Origin of the sequence: Pseudomonas sp. R1-43-08 (assembly GCF_003852255.1) — a bacterium.
GTDB lineage: Bacteria > Pseudomonadota > Gammaproteobacteria > Pseudomonadales > Pseudomonadaceae > Aquipseudomonas.
In genome coordinates, this window is sequence record NZ_CP027734.1 from 3,192,122 (window position 1) to 3,207,016 (window position 14,895).

Here is a 14,895-nt window from a genome sequence, read left to right on the forward strand (position 1 = left end):
ACGTGCCTCTATTCATTATTTTTATCGGGTTTTCATCCATGAACGCCGGCGTTTCCAGGCTTTTTTGCAACGTTCAACTGTGGTTATGAGCATAGCATTGTAGGAAATAAGGAGTGCCCGACATGAACAATAAACGCCCTGGGTTCGGTTTTTCTACCCGCGCGATTCACCACGGTTACGATCCCAAGGACCATCACGGCGCCCTGGTACCGCCGATCTACCTGTCGGCCACCTTCGCTTTTCCGACCGCCGAGTACGGCGCCGCCTGCTTTGCCGGGGAGGCCTCCGGTCACTTCTATACGCGTATTTCGAATCCGACCCTCGCCCTGCTGGAGTCGCGCATGGCCGCCCTGGAAAACGGCGAGGCGGCGGTGGCGTTCAGTTCCGGGATGGGCGCGATTGCTGCGACGTTCTGGACCCTGCTGCGCCCAGGCGACGAGGTGATCGTCAGCCAGACGCTGTACGGCTGCACCTTCGCCCTGCTGCACGGCATCGGCGAATTCGGTATCAAGGTGCGCCATGTCGACCTCACCGACCTGGCCGCCCTGCAAGCGGCACTCTGCCCCGCAACCCGCATGATCTACTGCGAGACCCCGGCCAATCCCACCCTGCGCCTGGTGGACATCGCCGCCGTGGCCCGGCTCGCCCACCAGCAACCGAATGTCACCGTGGTAGTCGATAACACCTATTGCACGCCCTACCTGCAACGGCCCCTGGAACTGGGCGCCGATGTAGTGGTGCACTCGGCCACCAAGTACCTCAGCGGGCATGGCGACATCACCGCAGGCATTGCGGTGAGCAGTCACGCGATAGCGCAACGCATCCGCCTGCACGGGCTCAAGGACTTGACCGGCGCGGTGATGTCGCCGCAGGACGCCGCCTTGCTGATGCGCGGCCTCAAGACCCTCGCCCTGCGCATGGACCGCCATTGCAGCAACGCCCAGGCGGTGGCCGAAGCCCTACAGGCGCATCCCGCCGTGCAGTGGGTGACCTACCCTGGGCTGGCGTCTTTCCCACAATACGAACTGGCTGCGCGGCAAATGAAGCAATCCGGCGGCATGATTGCCTTCGAGCTCAAAGGCGGAATCGACACCGGGCGGCGCTTCATGAACGCGCTCAAACTGTTTACCCGTGCGGTCAGCCTGGGCGACGCCGAATCACTGGCCCAGCACCCGGCCAGCATGACCCACTCCACCTACACCCCCGAGGAACGCGCGCAACACGGCATCAGCGAAGGCCTGGTGCGCTTGTCGGTGGGGCTTGAGGACGTCGCCGACCTGTTGGCGGATGTGCAACAGGCACTGGGCAAGTGTGCCCGTGCGGTTGCGCGTCCAACGTTGCTGGCCGCGCACGCGGTGAAGTAACCGTCGGGCTGTGGTAACGGGCTATAAGGAGCCCCAGGCACATCAAGCCGGATCGCGTTCATCCAACGCACGCGCCGCCAACGCCCCCATCACCCCGCCTGCGATTGGCGCCAGCCAGAACAACCAGAGCTGTGACAGGTAGTGCGCCCCGGCAAACAACGCCGGGCCCGTGCTTCGCGCGGGGTTGACCGACGTGTTGGTCACCGGGATCAGCGCCAGGTGAATCAGGGTCAGCGCCAGGCCGATGGAGATGGGTGCAAAGCCGGCAACCGCGCCCGGCGCCGTGACGCGCATGATGATCAACACAAAAAAGAATGTGGCGATCAGCTCGGCCAATGCAGCGGACTTCATGTCGAAGTGCCCGGGACTCAGCGGGCCATAACCGTTGGCGGCAAAACCGCCGAGTTCGAAACCGGGCTGGCCGTTGGCGATCAAGTACAGTGCTGCGGCCGCCAGAATTGCGCCAATCACCTGCGCCGCGATGTAAGGCAACACATCAGCACCACACACTCGACGCCCCGCCCATAAGCCAATGGTCACCGCCGGGTTGAAATGCCCGCCGGAAATACCGCCCACTGCGTAGGCCATGGTCAATACCGTAAGACCAAACGCCAGCGACACTCCTGCAAAACCAATACCCAACTCTGGAAACGCCGCCGCCAGAATGGCACTGCCACATCCGCCGAAGGTCAGCCAGAAAGTACCCAGAAGCTCTGCGATCAAACGCTTTTGCACACTCGACTCCATTGCAGTTCATGCCGTCACACGGGGGGTGGGCGGTCCCGCGTGACGGTAGCAATGGACATCGATGAACCCTGTAGGAATTGTCCGGTTTCGTGTGGGAGGGGGCTTGCCCTAATGCCAGTCAGTTAAGCGTACACCGCCGTCTGTAGGAGCGAGCTTGCTCGCGAAAAACTCACAGGCACCGCGTTTACTCAGGAAGCACGCGTTATCGTTGACGTTTTTCGCGAGCAAGCTCGCTCCTACAAAAAGCCTTGACTGACTGGCATTAGCCCCAGGGCCGCCCTCTATTTTTCCCGTTCAGCTCTGCACCACACCCGTCCCAAACCGCCGAATCGCCAGGCAATACCCTATCAACCCCAGCGCCGCCAGCAACCCGCCCGCCGCACCGATCCAGGCGAAGCCGAAGTGGCTGCCGACCCAGCTGCCCATCAGCGCGCCGCCGCCGATGCCGATGTTGTAGATGCCGGAAAACATCGCCATCGCCACGTCCGTGGCGTCCGGCGCGAGCACCAGTACCTTGGACTGCATCGCCAGGCCGAAGCCCATGATCGCCATGCCCCAGAACACGCTCAGCACCACCAGGTAGGATTGGCCGCCGCTCAACGGCAGCATCAGCGCCAGGCAGGCCGCGAGCAGGAACACGCAGCTGATCACGAACAGGTGCGGATTGAACCGATGCACCAGGCTGAACAGCAGCGAGCCGATGATGCCGGCGCCGCCGAACACCAGCAGGATCAGGGTGACCGCACTGCCGCCCAGGCCGGCGACACCTTCGACGAAGGGTTCGATGTAGCTGTAGGCGGTGAATTGTGCGGTGACGGTCATCGCGGTCAGCACGTAGAGCGCCACCAATGCCGGGCGCTTGAACAGCAACGGCAGGCTGCGCAGCGAGCCGGAGTTCTGGCTCGGCAGCAGCGGCAAGGTGCGCGCCAGCCAGAACACCAGTGCGGCCGCAAACGCGGCGATCACCAGGAAGGTGGTGCGCCAGCCCATGGCTTCGCCGAGCAGGCGGCCAAGGGGAATGCCCAGCACCATCGCCAGGGAGGTGCCGGTGGCGAGCAGGCCAAGGGCTTGCACCTGCTTGCCCACCGGTGCCAGGCGCACCGCCAGGGACGCGGTGATCGACCAGAACAATGCATGGGCCAGGGCGATACCGATGCGGCTGACCATCAGCAGGCCGAAGCTGGTCGCCACGCTGGACAGAATATGACTGGCGATAAACAAGCCAAACAACACGATCAGCAACTTGCGCCGTTCGACGTTACGCGTGAGCAGCATCACCGGCAACGATGTCAGCGACACGATCCACGCGTAAATAGTGAGCATCAGGCCGACGCTGGCCACGGGCATATCAAAGCTGGCGCCGATGGCGCTGAGCAGGCCGACCGGCACGAATTCGGTGGTATTGAACACAAACGCGGCCAGCGCCAGGGCGATGACCGGTTGCCAATTGGCTTGAGGGGTTGCGGCTGAAAGGCTCATTGACGGGCGAGGTACTCTGACAGTGATCAAACGGCCGCGCAGGACACGCGGGGCCGTTGAGCATTCTATAGGTTTCCTGCGGTGCTGTTGGCGCCGATCCTGCGACAATCGCGCGCAGTCTCAGGGCAAAGGCCGCCCGTCGATCAAGCCTGACTCACGGATCCACCTGCGTCATCAACTCAGGAATGCTTTCCGGTCGATTTGCATAGCGCTGGGCCAACGCCGCGCACACCATCAGTTGGATCTGGTGAAACAGCATCAGCGGCAGGATCAGCACGCCCATGGTCGCCCCGGCGAACAGCACCTGGGCCATGGGCACGCCGGTGGCCAGGCTTTTCTTCGAACCGCAGAACAGGATGGTGATGCGGTCTTCCTGGTTAAAGCCGAACGCCTTGCCCAGCAGCGCGGAGGCCATCAGCACCAGGGCCAGCAACACGCAGCACGCCACCACCAGCCCGCCCAGTTCCCACAGCGGAATCTGGTGCCAGATGCCTTCGTTGACCGCTTCGCTGAAGGCACCGTACACCACCAGCAAGATCGAGCCCTGGTCGACGAATTTGAGCCAGGCTTTATTGCGGCCCACCCAGTCGCCGATCCAGCGCCGGGCGATTTGGCCGGCGACGAACGGCAGCAGCAACTGCACGCTGATCTTCAGGATCGCGTCGACGGTGGAGCCGCCATCGCCGTGCACATCAAGCAGCAGGGTCACCAGCAACGGTGTCAAGAAGATCCCGAACAGGCTCGAGGCCGCCGCGCTGCAGATCGCCGCCGGGATGTTGCCGCGCGCCAGGGAGGTGAAGGCAATCGCCGATTGCACCGTGGCCGGCAGCGCGCAGAGATAAAGCATGCCCATGTACAGCTCGTTGCCGATCAGCGGTGACAGCAGCGGCTTGAGCGCCAGGCCGAGCAGCGGAAACAGCAAGAAGGTCAGGCTGAACACCAGCAGGTGCAGACGCCAGTGTCCGGCCCCGGCGACGATGGCCTGGCGTGACAGCTTGGCACCGTGGAGGAAAAACAGCAGCGCGATGGCGAGGTTGGTGACCCAGCCGAAGGCCACGGCGGTCTGGCCGCTGGCCGGCAGCAAGGAGGCGAGGGTCACCGTGGCGATCAGCGTCAGGGTGAAGTTGTCGGGCAGGAAACGTGGACGGGTCATAAGCAAATCTTCCAGGGGTTGCCAAGAGCATCTTGGCGACTCTAACGTAACGACCTGTTACCGACTAACGCCAATGAGCCAGTAAATGCCGCCTAAAGGACACGAAAAAACCGTCCGCCGCAGCGTACCCGGGCTGTCCAGCCTGCCACGACCGGTGTATGGGCGCACCGAATCCTTGCCCAACCGCGCGCTGACGCGGCGGCACAGCCATCCATGGGTGCAATTGTCGTATGCGATTTCCGGGGTGCTGGAGATCCAGACCAGCGCCGGTCGCTTCGTTGCGCCGCCGCAGCGTGCGGTGTGGATTCCGGCGGGCATGCCCCATCGCGTTTATAGCTCGCCCCATACGGAAATGCGCAGCCTCTACCTCGATTGCCGCGTAACCGCCTGGGCGGCCGAGCGCTGCCAAGTGCTGGCGGTGAGCAATTTGTTGCGCGAATTGATCCGCAGCTTCAGCGAACTGCCCGTGGAATATGCCGAGGATGGCCCCGACGGCCGCCTGGCCCAAGTGGTGTTGGACCAACTAGCTGCAGCGCCCCATGTGGATTTGATGCTGCCCTTGCCCCATGACCCGCGCCTGCGCCAGATTTACCGCAGCCTGAACCTGCATCCGGAGCAGCAGACCACCCTGGGCGAGTGGAGCCGCAAGCTGGGGGTGAGCGAAAAGACCCTCAGCCGTTTGTTTGTGCGCGACACAGGGCTGACGTTTCGCGCGTGGCGCCAACGCCTGCGACTGTTGAGCGCCCTGCCCGCCCTGGAGCAAGGTGAACGGGTGACGGATGTGGCGCTGGGCTGTGGTTATGAATCGACTTCGGCGTTTATCAACGCGTTTCGCCAGCAGTTCGAGGCTACGCCCGGTGAGTTTTTTCGCTGAGCGTTGTCCACTTGACCAAGCGCCGCGTTCAAATAATCCCCAAACACGCGCTCGGCTGGTATTGTGCCGCGCTTTGAAAGACCGCTACCGACTTGCGAGGAAATGGACGTTGAACACTGACGAAAAAATGACCGGGGACCTGTTCGAGGTTGATAAGCGCCTGTCACTCAAGCCCGTGGTGGACTTCAACGCCTACCTGCGCAGCGCTTTCGGCGACGGCCCGTGCACCTGCATCCGCTGCAGCGCCAGCGGCGGCGATGAGACCGGTTACGCGTTTCAGCACACCTTCAATTTCGACGGCAAGCCCACACACCGCCGCTTCGCCTCCACGGCGGGCAGTGATGTGGTGATGGTGCTGAAGAAAGCCTGGTTGTCCTACACCAAGGCGGAGTTGCCGCTCAGCGGCGTGCTGGTGCTGGAGACGGTGAAGGAATTTGTCGAGCCGCAGTTGCACAAGCGCGTGGCGCCACTGCTATTGGCCAGCGGGTTGGTGAAGGATGTCGATGACCAATTGCACATTCAGCCACAAGCATTGACTTGAACGCACTTCAAATGTGGGAGGGGTAAGCCCTAATGCCAGTCAGTTAGGGCTTTTTGTAGGAGCGAGCTTGCTCGCGAAAAACTCACAGGCACCGCGTTCATTCAGAAAGCACGCGTTATCGTTGACGTTTTTCGCGAGCAAGCTCGCTCCTACAGACGGCGGTGTACGCTTAACTGACTGGCATTAGGGCAAGCCCCCTCCCACATTGGTTTTGTATTAGCAAATTAAAAACCGGGAACGCCTTGCACCCGGATCTCAGGCGTCAGTTCTTCCAGCGGCTCGGTCAGCGGCCGATCGCTGCTCCCCGGCACCAGAATCACCTTGCGGCACTCCTCCTCGCACTTATCGAACAGCTCATAGCCGCGTGCCGCCTGTTCCAACGACAGCCGGTGGGTGATGATCGCTTCCGGGTTCAGGTGGCCCAGTTCAATATGCTCCAGCAGCTCCGGCAGGAAGCGCTGCACGTGAGTCTGGCCCATCTTGAAGGTCAGGCCCTTGTCGAACGCGTCGCCAAACATGAAGCCGTGGATAAAACCGGCATACACTCCGGCCACGCTGACCACGCCACCACGGCGCACGGCGGCGATGCATTGGCGCAGGGCCTTGCCGCTGCTGCCTTCGATCTTCAAGGTGGTGAGGATCGTTTCGGTGGTGCTGCCCTTGGCTTCGAAACCCACCGCGTCCACCACGCCATCGACACCGCGCATGCCGGCGGTCTGGCGGATGATGGTGTCGGCGGGGTCGTCATCCTCTTCGAAGTTGATCGGGATCACGCCGTACATCTTTTGCGCGTAGGCCAATCGATAGGGATGGTCGTCGACCATGAAAATCTGTTCGGCGCCGAGCATCTGTGCGCACGCGGCGCTGAGCAAGCCCACCGGGCCAGCACCATAGATCGCCACGCTCGAGCCTTTGCCGATACCGGCGTTGGTCACCGCCTGCCAGGCGGTGGGCAGGATGTCGGAAAGGAACAACACCTTTTCATCCGCCAGCACACCGGGCACCTTGAACGGCCCGGCGTTGGCCTTGGGCACGCGCACCAGCTCGGCCTGGCCACCGGGAATGCCGCCATACAGGCGGCTATAGCCGAACAGCGCGGCCCCCGGCGGGATCGCCTTTTTATTCAGGATTGCACCGCGCCCGTCGTTGGTGGTTTCGCAGGCAGCGTACTGCTGCAGCTGGCAGAAAAAACAGTCGCCACAGGCAATCACGAAGGGGATCACCACGCGGTCGCCGCGCTGCACCGCCGTCACGGCCGGGCCGGTTTCCTCGACGATGCCCATGAACTCGTGCCCGAAGATATCGCCATGCTCCACGGTGGGGATTTTGCCTCGGTACAGGTGCAAATCCGAACCGCAGATCGCGGTGGCGGTGACGCGCAAAATGATGTCGTCGGGTTGTTCAATAATGGGGTCAGGTACCGTATCGACCTGGACTTTGTGGGCGCCTTGGTAGGTCATCGCGCGCATGCTCTGCACTCCTGTGGTTGGGCTTATTAGTTAAGGGCGCATGCAGTGCCCAGTGTTCCCTCAACCTGCTGCGGCAACCGATAAATGGTCGCCGCGGCTCTGGGCCAGGAGTCCATCCACCACGCGGCACAAGCCGCCCGACGCATCGGCACCCGCGCTGCGCGCCTGCGCGTACCAATGCAACTGCTCGGTTGCACTGTTACCACGCCGCAGCAACCTGTGCAGGCTGTCGAACAGCTGGCCTTCGCCCAGGGCGTCGGCCGTGTCGGCGAACCTCTGGCAAGCGCGTTGCAACCACTGGTGCGCGCTGCAAAGGGCGCCTGAGGCGTCCAGCGCAAAGGTCCCGGCTGCGCCAAAGCGCTTGGCTTGCCAGCGGTTTTCCTTGAGCAGCCAACGCGTCTCGGGGGTGAAGCCCGCACCGGGCTGCCGCATCGCGCAGGCATGGCTGACCATCACCCGAAATAACGTCGCCAGGGCCAGGCCATCTTCCAGCCGTGGGCATGCATCGGTCATGCGCAGTTCAAGGGTGGGATAGCGCGCCGCCGGGCGAATGCCCCACCAGCCGTTGCCATCGGCTTCGATCGCGCCCATGCGCTGCAACATTGCCAGGTAGCGCTGGTACTCGTCCCAGTCGGCAAAATGCTCCGGCACACCCATGCGCGGCCACTCATCGCAAGCGGCTTGGCGGTAGCTCATGAAGCCAGTGGGCGCACCGTTCCAGAAGGGTGAGGAGCAGCTGAACAACAGCAGTAACGGCAACCAGGGCAACACCTCGTTCATCACCGCGATGCGATCGACCCGTGCCGGTACCTCGACATGCACGTGCAAGCCACACAACACACTGCGTCGCGCCACGTACTGCACGTCCTCGAACAATTGCCGGAAGTGCCCGTGCTCGGTTGGCCGTTGCTCACGCCAATCGGCCAAGGGATGGCTGCCGGCGCACACCACGCCCAGGCCGAAGTCAGCCAAGGCCCGCGCCAGGTTGCGGCGCACCGTTGCCAGGTAGTGGGCCGCCTCTTCGCCGGAGTGAAACACCGGTGAGGCGGCCTCTATCTGGCCCTGGAACATTTCATGGGTAAAGCCCTCACCGATGGCTTCTCGGCAGGCCGCGATTACGGTTGCCGGGGGTGCGGCGAGCATCTGGCGCGTGTGCAGGTCAGTGATGAAATACTCCTCTTCGATACCGAAGGTGAGCATGAGCGTTCAGCGCAGGCGTGTGACGGTGAGTGCAACCACAGCGATCCGCTCGACGCGTTCATAACCGGGTTTATCGAGTTCTTCGCCGAAGACGTCGGGGTCCAGTTCACGGTAGGTCCAGCCATACGCATCGCTGGTCAGCAGCGGCTTGACCGCTTCCAGAAACGCATCGCCGCCCGCCACCATCGCCACGCCGGTATACAACACCAGGCTACCGCCAATGGCGAGGCGTGGGAGCGATTCGCTGACGATGCGCACCGACAGCTGTTCGCCCAACGCGCCACCACCGTGGCGATAGGCGCGCTGGCGGTCGTCATTCATGTACGGCGGGTTGGCGACGATCAGGTCGAATTCGCCGTCGACGCTGGTCAGCACATCACTCTGGTACACACTGACATTCGCCAGGCCGGCCAGCTCGGCATTCACCGCAGTCAGGCGCAGCGCACGGGGATTGATATCCACCGCCAGCACCTCGGCGTCGTGCCGCGCATGGGCGATGACCAGCGCGCCGACACCTGCCCCGCAACCGATGTCCACCGCACGCTTGAGCGGTTCGAAACGCTGCTGCAGATGGGCCTCGATAACCTGCGCAAATCGATAGCTGTCGGGGCCGAAGAACACCGCATCCGCCTCGACGGTGGGATACGGCGAATGGGCAAACAACAGGTCATCCAGGCTCGACCAGCGCACGCTGCTGCGCCACAGCGCATCATGTTTTTCGATCACCTCGGCCTGCTGCAACTCGTCACGAAACGCCTCGGGCAACAGCTCGTTGTCAAACGGCATCGACCAGCCGAATACGTCACGCATATTCATCGCCAGCGGCGTGCCCAGGCGCCGGTACACGCGTTCGTGGGTCAGCGGCGTCGGCGTGATAAAACGGTAACCGCTCTCCTTCAAACCTCGGCCGAGGTTGAGCAGGGCGCGGTCAGCCAGTTGTTGTGCAGACATGGATGTTTCCTTAGCGCAGGCGTGCGCGCAGTTGGATAAAGCGGCGGGTGGCGTACAACCCTGCGGGACTGCAGTGGCGTCGCGCTGACATCCACGGGATCAGCGCGGTGAGCTGCTGGTCATCGGGCAAGTTCCATAACGAATCCACCAGGGCCTGGGTGTCAGGATCCGCAGGGCGATGCTGCTCGCGGGAGAAACGGCTGCCACGGCCCGGACGAACCGGCGGCACGCGCTGGCTGCTGATCCAGTCCCCGGCGATCCAGTCATGCAGCACCTGTTTTTCATACCCGCTGAACACGCCGAACATCGCCGCCCCTGCCCCCTCGATCAACTGCCAGAAACGGCTCTCGGCGGGGTCCTGGTTGCGCTTGATCCAGCCCTTGTCTTCCATCGCCCGGAGAAAATCCCCGATCTGGCCGGGCTTGGCCAGCCATTGGTTGACGGTCTTGCCTTCGAAGCGGCAGTAGTCCGAATGCATGTGCTGGCCAAAGGTGCGCTTGCGTTCGAGCATGGCCACCACTTCGTCCTGCAGATCGAAATCTGCGATGACCGCCGTGGTGCCTGGGCCGAGATCGTTGAGGCGATACCCGGCCGCGACGCGACGGTAGAACGCCTCCCTGCCCTCGCCCAGCGGCAGCAGGTTCAACACCGATTGCGCGGCTTTGCTGGCGTGGCCGCTGCTGGCGTTGTCGATGGTCACGTGGAGGGTGAAGTAATAGGGGTCGATGCCCAGCTCACTGAGTTCGTATGACGTAATCAGCAGGTGCAGTGGCAACTGCTCGTAACCCAGGTTGTAACCGATGACTTCCGGCAGGAACTCGTCGGCGCACAGGCCCAGGGCCAGTTGCAGGGCGCCTTGCAGGTAGTGGCCGTCTTCAAGCCCGGCCTCGCTGTCGGCATCGTGCTCACTGAGCAGCTTGCGATAGATCACCACGTGGTTCTGCGCCGCTTCGCCGTCGCCCAACTCTTCGAGGTAGGTGGTCAGCAGGCCGTCGAAACGCTGGTCCTGCCAATAGCGCAGCAGGCCGTAGAGCCAGGCGCCGTCGACCTGTTTGGTCGGGGCCACGCGCTGCAGCACATACAACGCGTGCGCCTTGTTGTGGAAATAGCGACGCGGCCGGCCCTGTTGGCGTTGCTCCAGGTACTCGGCATAGGCCTCGGCCACGGCGGCGCAACGCTGTTCGACCCAGGCCAGCAACTGCTCGGGCACTTCGGGCAGGTCGCAGGCGGTGCTTTCCACGTGCGCCAGTTGATCCTGCAGGTAGTCACGCGCCAATGCCGCCGCGCCTGGAGCTTCGCCATACAGCTGTTGATACACCCGTTGATGCCGGCCAGGGGCCGAGTCGGTGAGAGAGGCCGGTTGGCCCGACAGCGCAGTGAGGAGTGTCATGGTGGCAGTTTCCGCAAAGTCCGTTACAACGGGCCACCCTGCAAGGCGGCCCCGCAAAAGCGCTTCAAAACACACGCTTATGGAATGCAGAGCATCGGAATGTGCAGAAAATTCAAATGAGGTTGTAAAAGGGGGGATAAGCGGTCGCGATTTCCTTCAAGCAGCAGGCGTTGGCAGCTAATCATGCTCAGCTTGTTGAATAATCGCCTCTACCCTTGCCATGACCTCATCATGCGCCACACCGGGGCCAGGATTGTTCAGGCTTTTTTCGACTTTTTTACGAAACCAGAGATCATGGCTACTCGCCTGCTCTTCGGTTTCAAACTCCGAAACAATTGGGGAAAGTGGAACTGCCATCAGGTCATCTCCTGGATGAATGCTCAGCAGTTTAGCCGCAACCCGGGAAGCTGTCTTGAACCACCAGATGAAATGCAGGCGAGCTTACCCGCAAGATGAAAAATGGCACACACGGTTCCGTTCTGTCCCAAGTGATGTGGGAGGGGGCAAGCCCTAATGCCGGTCAGTTAAGAAGTAGCAGGAGCGAGAACTAACTTGTGGCGAGGGAGCTTGCTCCCGCTGGGGCGCGAAGCGGCCCCAAACAATGGGATTGCTGCGCAGTCCAGCGGGAGCAAGCTCCCTCGCCACAGGTTCGGTGTCGCCTTAACTGACTGGCATTAGGGCAAGCCCCCTCCCACACTGGTACTCAGCGCATCCAGGGTTGTCGTAGCCCTATTATTTACGCGCCGCCTCCCACTGCTTGAGCAGGTCGTTGTAGTTCACGGTCTCGCCTTTAGGCTTCTCGTTCGCCAGTTTCGGCTTCGGTGCGCCTGGCTGGTCGAACCAGTATTGCGCGTCACGCTCGGGGTTCATTTTCGGGCCGCACACCGGTTGCACTTTGGAGCGCTCCAGGCGCGTCATGATTGCGTCCTGTTCCTTGGCCAGGTTGTCCAGGGCCTGTTGCGGGGTTTTCTCGCCGCTGGCGGCGGCCGCGATGTTGCTCCACCACAGTTGCGCCAGGCGTGGGTAGTCCGGCACGTTGGTGCCGGTCGGCGACCACTCGGTGCGGGCCGGGCTGCGGTAGAACTCCACCAGGCCGCCGAGTTTGGGGGCCATGTCGGTCATGGCCTGGGAGTTGATATCGGACTCACGAATCGGCGTCAGGCCGACGATGGTTTTCTTCAGCGACACGGTTTTCGAGGTCACGAACTGCGCGTAGAGCCAGGCCGCGAGTTTCTGCTTCTCGGGCGTGGACTTGAGGAAGGTCCAGGACCCTACGTCCTGATAGCCCTTTTTCATGCCCTTTTCCCAGTACGGTCCGACCGGTGACGGCGCCATGCGCCATTTCGGCGTACCGTCGGCATTCACCACCGGCAGGCCCGGCTTGACCATGTCGGCGGTAAACGCGGTGTACCAGAAGATTTGTTGGGCGATGTTGCCCTGGGATGGCACCGGGCCGGATTCGGAGAAGGTCATGCCCGCCGCTTCCGGTGGCGCGTAGGCTTTCATCCAGTCCACGTATTTCTGCGTGGCAAATACCGCGGCCGGGCCGTTGGTGTCACCGCCACGGGTGACGCTGGAGCCCACCGGGTGGCAGTCCTCCACGCGAATACCCCACTCGTCCACGGGCAAGCCGTTGGGCAAGCCCTTGTCGCCGCCGCCGGCCATGGAGAACCAGGCATCGGTGAAGCGCCAGCCCAGGGACGGGTCTTTCTTGCCGTAGTCCATGTGCCCGTAAATGCGCTTGCCGTCGATTTCCTTGACGTCTTCGCTGAAGAATTTGGCGATGTCTTCATAGGCCGACCAGTTCACCGGCACGCCGAGGTCATAGCCGTACTTTTCCTTGAACTTGGCTTTCAGCTCCGGGCGCTCGAACCAGTCGGCGCGGAACCAGTAAAGGTTGGCGAACTGCTGGTCGGGCAGCTGGTAGATCTTGCCGTCCGGGGCGGTGGTGAAGGACAGGCCGATAAAGTCCTTGAGGTCCAGGGTTGGCGAGGTGAAATCCTTGCCTTCGTTGGCCATCAGGTCAGTGATGGACTCGGTCTTGCCGTAGCGAAAGTGCGTACCGATCAGGTCCGAGTCGTTGACCCAGCCGTCGTAGATATTCTTGTCGGACTGCATCTGGGTTTGCAGCTTTTCCACCACGTCGCCTTCTTGCAGCAGGTCGTGGGTCAGCTTGATCCCGGTGATTTCGCTGAAGGCCTTGGCCAGCACCTTGGATTCATACTCGTGGGTGGTGAGGGTTTCCGACACCACGTTGATCTTCATCCCACGGAACGGCTCCGAGGCCTTGATAAACCACTTCAATTCCTCCAATTGCTGTTCGGCCGTGAGGGTGGACGGCTTGAACTCGCTGCCGATCCATTTTTTCGCGGCATCTTCATACGCATCGGCCCAGGCCGTAGCGCTCAAACCACTGAGGGCCAGTACGGCGGCCAATGAAATGCTATGTCGCAGCTTATTGTTTTTATTCAACATAGAGACCTCCTGGTTATTTTCAGACGGGACTCGCAGACACCCCTCTCTTGTAGGAGCGAGCTTGCTCGCGAAAAACTCAAAGACACCGCGGGCTACCAGGAACACCGCGTTATCGTTGACGATTTTCGCGAGCAAGCTCGCTCCTACAGGGTGTGCACACCTAGCCCCAGCGCATCACACTCAACAGCCACACCAGGGACAGCGCAGTCGCCACCCAGATGCTCCAGCCGGTGGCGCCGATTACCAGCAAATGCAGGTAGGCGCTGCCGAGAAGACCGATAAACAAGCGATCACCACGGGTGGTGCTGATCGGCAGAAAACCACGCCGAGGGATACTCGGCGCGCGCAACTCCCAGGTGGTCATGCCCGCCAGAATCAGCGCGATGCCGCCAAAGAACAGTGCAGTCGGGGTGGTCCAGGCCATCCATTCCATCGTCGATTCCTCTAGACCCGGCCCAGGGCAAAGCCCTTGGCCACGTGGTTACGAACAAACCAGATCACCAGCATGCCCGGCAGGATGGTCAACACCCCCGCCGCCGCCAGCACGCCCCAGTCGATACCCGAGGCCGAGACCGTGCGGGTCATCACCGCTGCGATGGGCTTGGCATTGACCGAGGTCAAGGTGCGCGCCAGCAACAGTTCGACCCAGGAAAACATGAAGCAGAAAAACGCGGTGACGCCGATACCGGAGCCAATCAACGGGATGAAAATCTTCACGAAGAACTTGGGGAACGAGTAGCCATCGATGTAGGCGGTTTCGTCGATTTCCTTGGGCACCCCGGACATGAAACCTTCCAGGATCCACACCGCCAACGGCACGTTGAACAAACAATGCGCAAGCGCCACCGCGATATGCGTGTCAAACAGGCCGATGGACGAATACAGCTGGAAAAACGGCAGCAGAAACACCGCCGGCGGCGCCATGCGGTTGGTCAGCAGCCAGAAGAACAGGTGCTTGTCGCCCAGGAAACGGTAGCGCGAAAACGCGTAGGCCGCCGGCAATGCCACGCTCAGGGAAATCACCGTGTTCAAGCTCACGTAGTACAGCGAGTTGAGGTAGCCGGTGTACCAGCTGGGGTCGGTGAAGATCACCTTGTAGTTGGCCAGGGTGAAATCCTGCGGAAACAGGGTCAACCCGCCGAGGATTTCGGTGTTGCTCTTGAACGACATGTTCAGCAGCCAGTAGATCGGCACCAGCAGGAACAGGATGTAGATCAAAAGCGGTATTAGCTTGCGCTTGCTCATGTTGGCG

The 14,895-nt window shown here is 61.9% G+C and carries 14 protein-coding genes; 3 read left to right on the plus strand and 11 right to left on the minus strand.

The genetic code is table 11. The features are described 5' to 3' along the window. Positions 1 to 122: 122 nt before the first annotated feature. A complete protein-coding gene (locus C4J87_RS14530; protein WP_124367356.1) occupies positions 123 to 1,364 on the plus strand; it encodes a methionine gamma-lyase in 1,242 nt (413 codons plus the stop codon). A gap of 42 nt (positions 1,365 to 1,406) precedes the next feature. On the opposite strand, the gene aqpZ is transcribed toward C4J87_RS14530, so the two are convergent. From aqpZ to C4J87_RS14545, 3 genes are all read right to left on the minus strand, one after another. Continuing rightward, positions 1,407 to 2,111 carry an aquaporin Z gene (aqpZ, locus tag C4J87_RS14535; protein ID WP_124367357.1) on the minus strand — a complete coding sequence of 235 codons (705 nt, stop codon included), beginning with the start codon at positions 2,109 to 2,111 and terminating at the stop codon, positions 1,407 to 1,409. Between the two features lie 294 nt (positions 2,112 to 2,405). Next, positions 2,406 to 3,590, minus strand: a complete 1,185-nt coding sequence (locus C4J87_RS14540) for a sugar transporter (protein WP_124367358.1) — start codon at positions 3,588 to 3,590, stop codon at positions 2,406 to 2,408. 154 nt (positions 3,591 to 3,744) lie between these two features. Then, positions 3,745 to 4,743 (minus strand): bile acid:sodium symporter family protein, encoded by a 999-nt coding sequence (locus C4J87_RS14545; RefSeq protein WP_124367359.1) that lies wholly within the window; start codon positions 4,741 to 4,743, stop codon positions 3,745 to 3,747. Between the two features lie 85 nt (positions 4,744 to 4,828). Here C4J87_RS14545 and C4J87_RS14550 point away from each other — a divergent pair, with 85 nt between their 5' ends. Both C4J87_RS14550 and C4J87_RS14555 read left to right on the plus strand, forming a co-directional pair. Beyond that, a complete protein-coding gene (locus tag C4J87_RS14550; RefSeq protein ID WP_124367360.1) occupies positions 4,829 to 5,617 on the plus strand; it encodes a helix-turn-helix domain-containing protein in 789 nt (262 codons plus the stop codon). Positions 5,618 to 5,726: 109 nt separating this feature from the next. Beyond that, complete coding sequence (locus C4J87_RS14555; RefSeq protein WP_124367361.1) at positions 5,727 to 6,158, plus strand: hypothetical protein; 432 nt, start codon at positions 5,727 to 5,729, stop codon at positions 6,156 to 6,158. 224 nt (positions 6,159 to 6,382) lie between these two features. Here C4J87_RS14555 and C4J87_RS14560 read toward each other — a convergent pair whose 3' ends face one another. The 8 genes from C4J87_RS14560 to C4J87_RS14595 all read right to left on the minus strand — a co-directional run bounded on the left by C4J87_RS14560 (position 6,383) and on the right by C4J87_RS14595 (position 14,888). Then, positions 6,383 to 7,627 (minus strand): zinc-dependent alcohol dehydrogenase, encoded by a 1,245-nt coding sequence (locus C4J87_RS14560; protein WP_124363232.1) that lies wholly within the window; start codon positions 7,625 to 7,627, stop codon positions 6,383 to 6,385. Positions 7,628 to 7,687: 60 nt separating this feature from the next. Continuing rightward, positions 7,688 to 8,827 (minus strand): carboxylate-amine ligase, encoded by a 1,140-nt coding sequence (locus C4J87_RS14565; RefSeq protein ID WP_124367362.1) that lies wholly within the window; start codon positions 8,825 to 8,827, stop codon positions 7,688 to 7,690. 6 nt (positions 8,828 to 8,833) lie between these two features. Then, complete coding sequence (locus C4J87_RS14570; protein ID WP_124367363.1) at positions 8,834 to 9,778, minus strand: class I SAM-dependent methyltransferase; 945 nt, start codon at positions 9,776 to 9,778, stop codon at positions 8,834 to 8,836. A 10-nt stretch (positions 9,779 to 9,788) separates the two neighbouring features. Further along, a complete protein-coding gene (locus C4J87_RS14575) occupies positions 9,789 to 11,168 on the minus strand; it encodes an iron-containing redox enzyme family protein (protein WP_124367364.1) in 1,380 nt (459 codons plus the stop codon). Positions 11,169 to 11,345: 177 nt separating this feature from the next. Beyond that, positions 11,346 to 11,525 (minus strand): stability determinant, encoded by a 180-nt coding sequence (locus tag C4J87_RS14580; protein ID WP_124367365.1) that lies wholly within the window; start codon positions 11,523 to 11,525, stop codon positions 11,346 to 11,348. Positions 11,526 to 11,900: 375 nt separating this feature from the next. Then, positions 11,901 to 13,643, minus strand: coding sequence for an ABC transporter substrate-binding protein (locus C4J87_RS14585; RefSeq protein WP_124363236.1), 1,743 nt, complete (start codon positions 13,641 to 13,643; stop codon positions 11,901 to 11,903). A 160-nt stretch (positions 13,644 to 13,803) separates the two neighbouring features. Beyond that, positions 13,804 to 14,076: a DUF2160 domain-containing protein gene (locus C4J87_RS14590; protein WP_124363237.1), complete on the minus strand. Its 273-nt coding sequence runs from the start codon at positions 14,074 to 14,076 to the stop codon at positions 13,804 to 13,806. 11 nt (positions 14,077 to 14,087) lie between these two features. Further along, a complete protein-coding gene (locus C4J87_RS14595) occupies positions 14,088 to 14,888 on the minus strand; it encodes a carbohydrate ABC transporter permease (RefSeq protein ID WP_003232361.1) in 801 nt (266 codons plus the stop codon). Between the last annotated feature and the right edge of the window lie 7 nt (positions 14,889 to 14,895).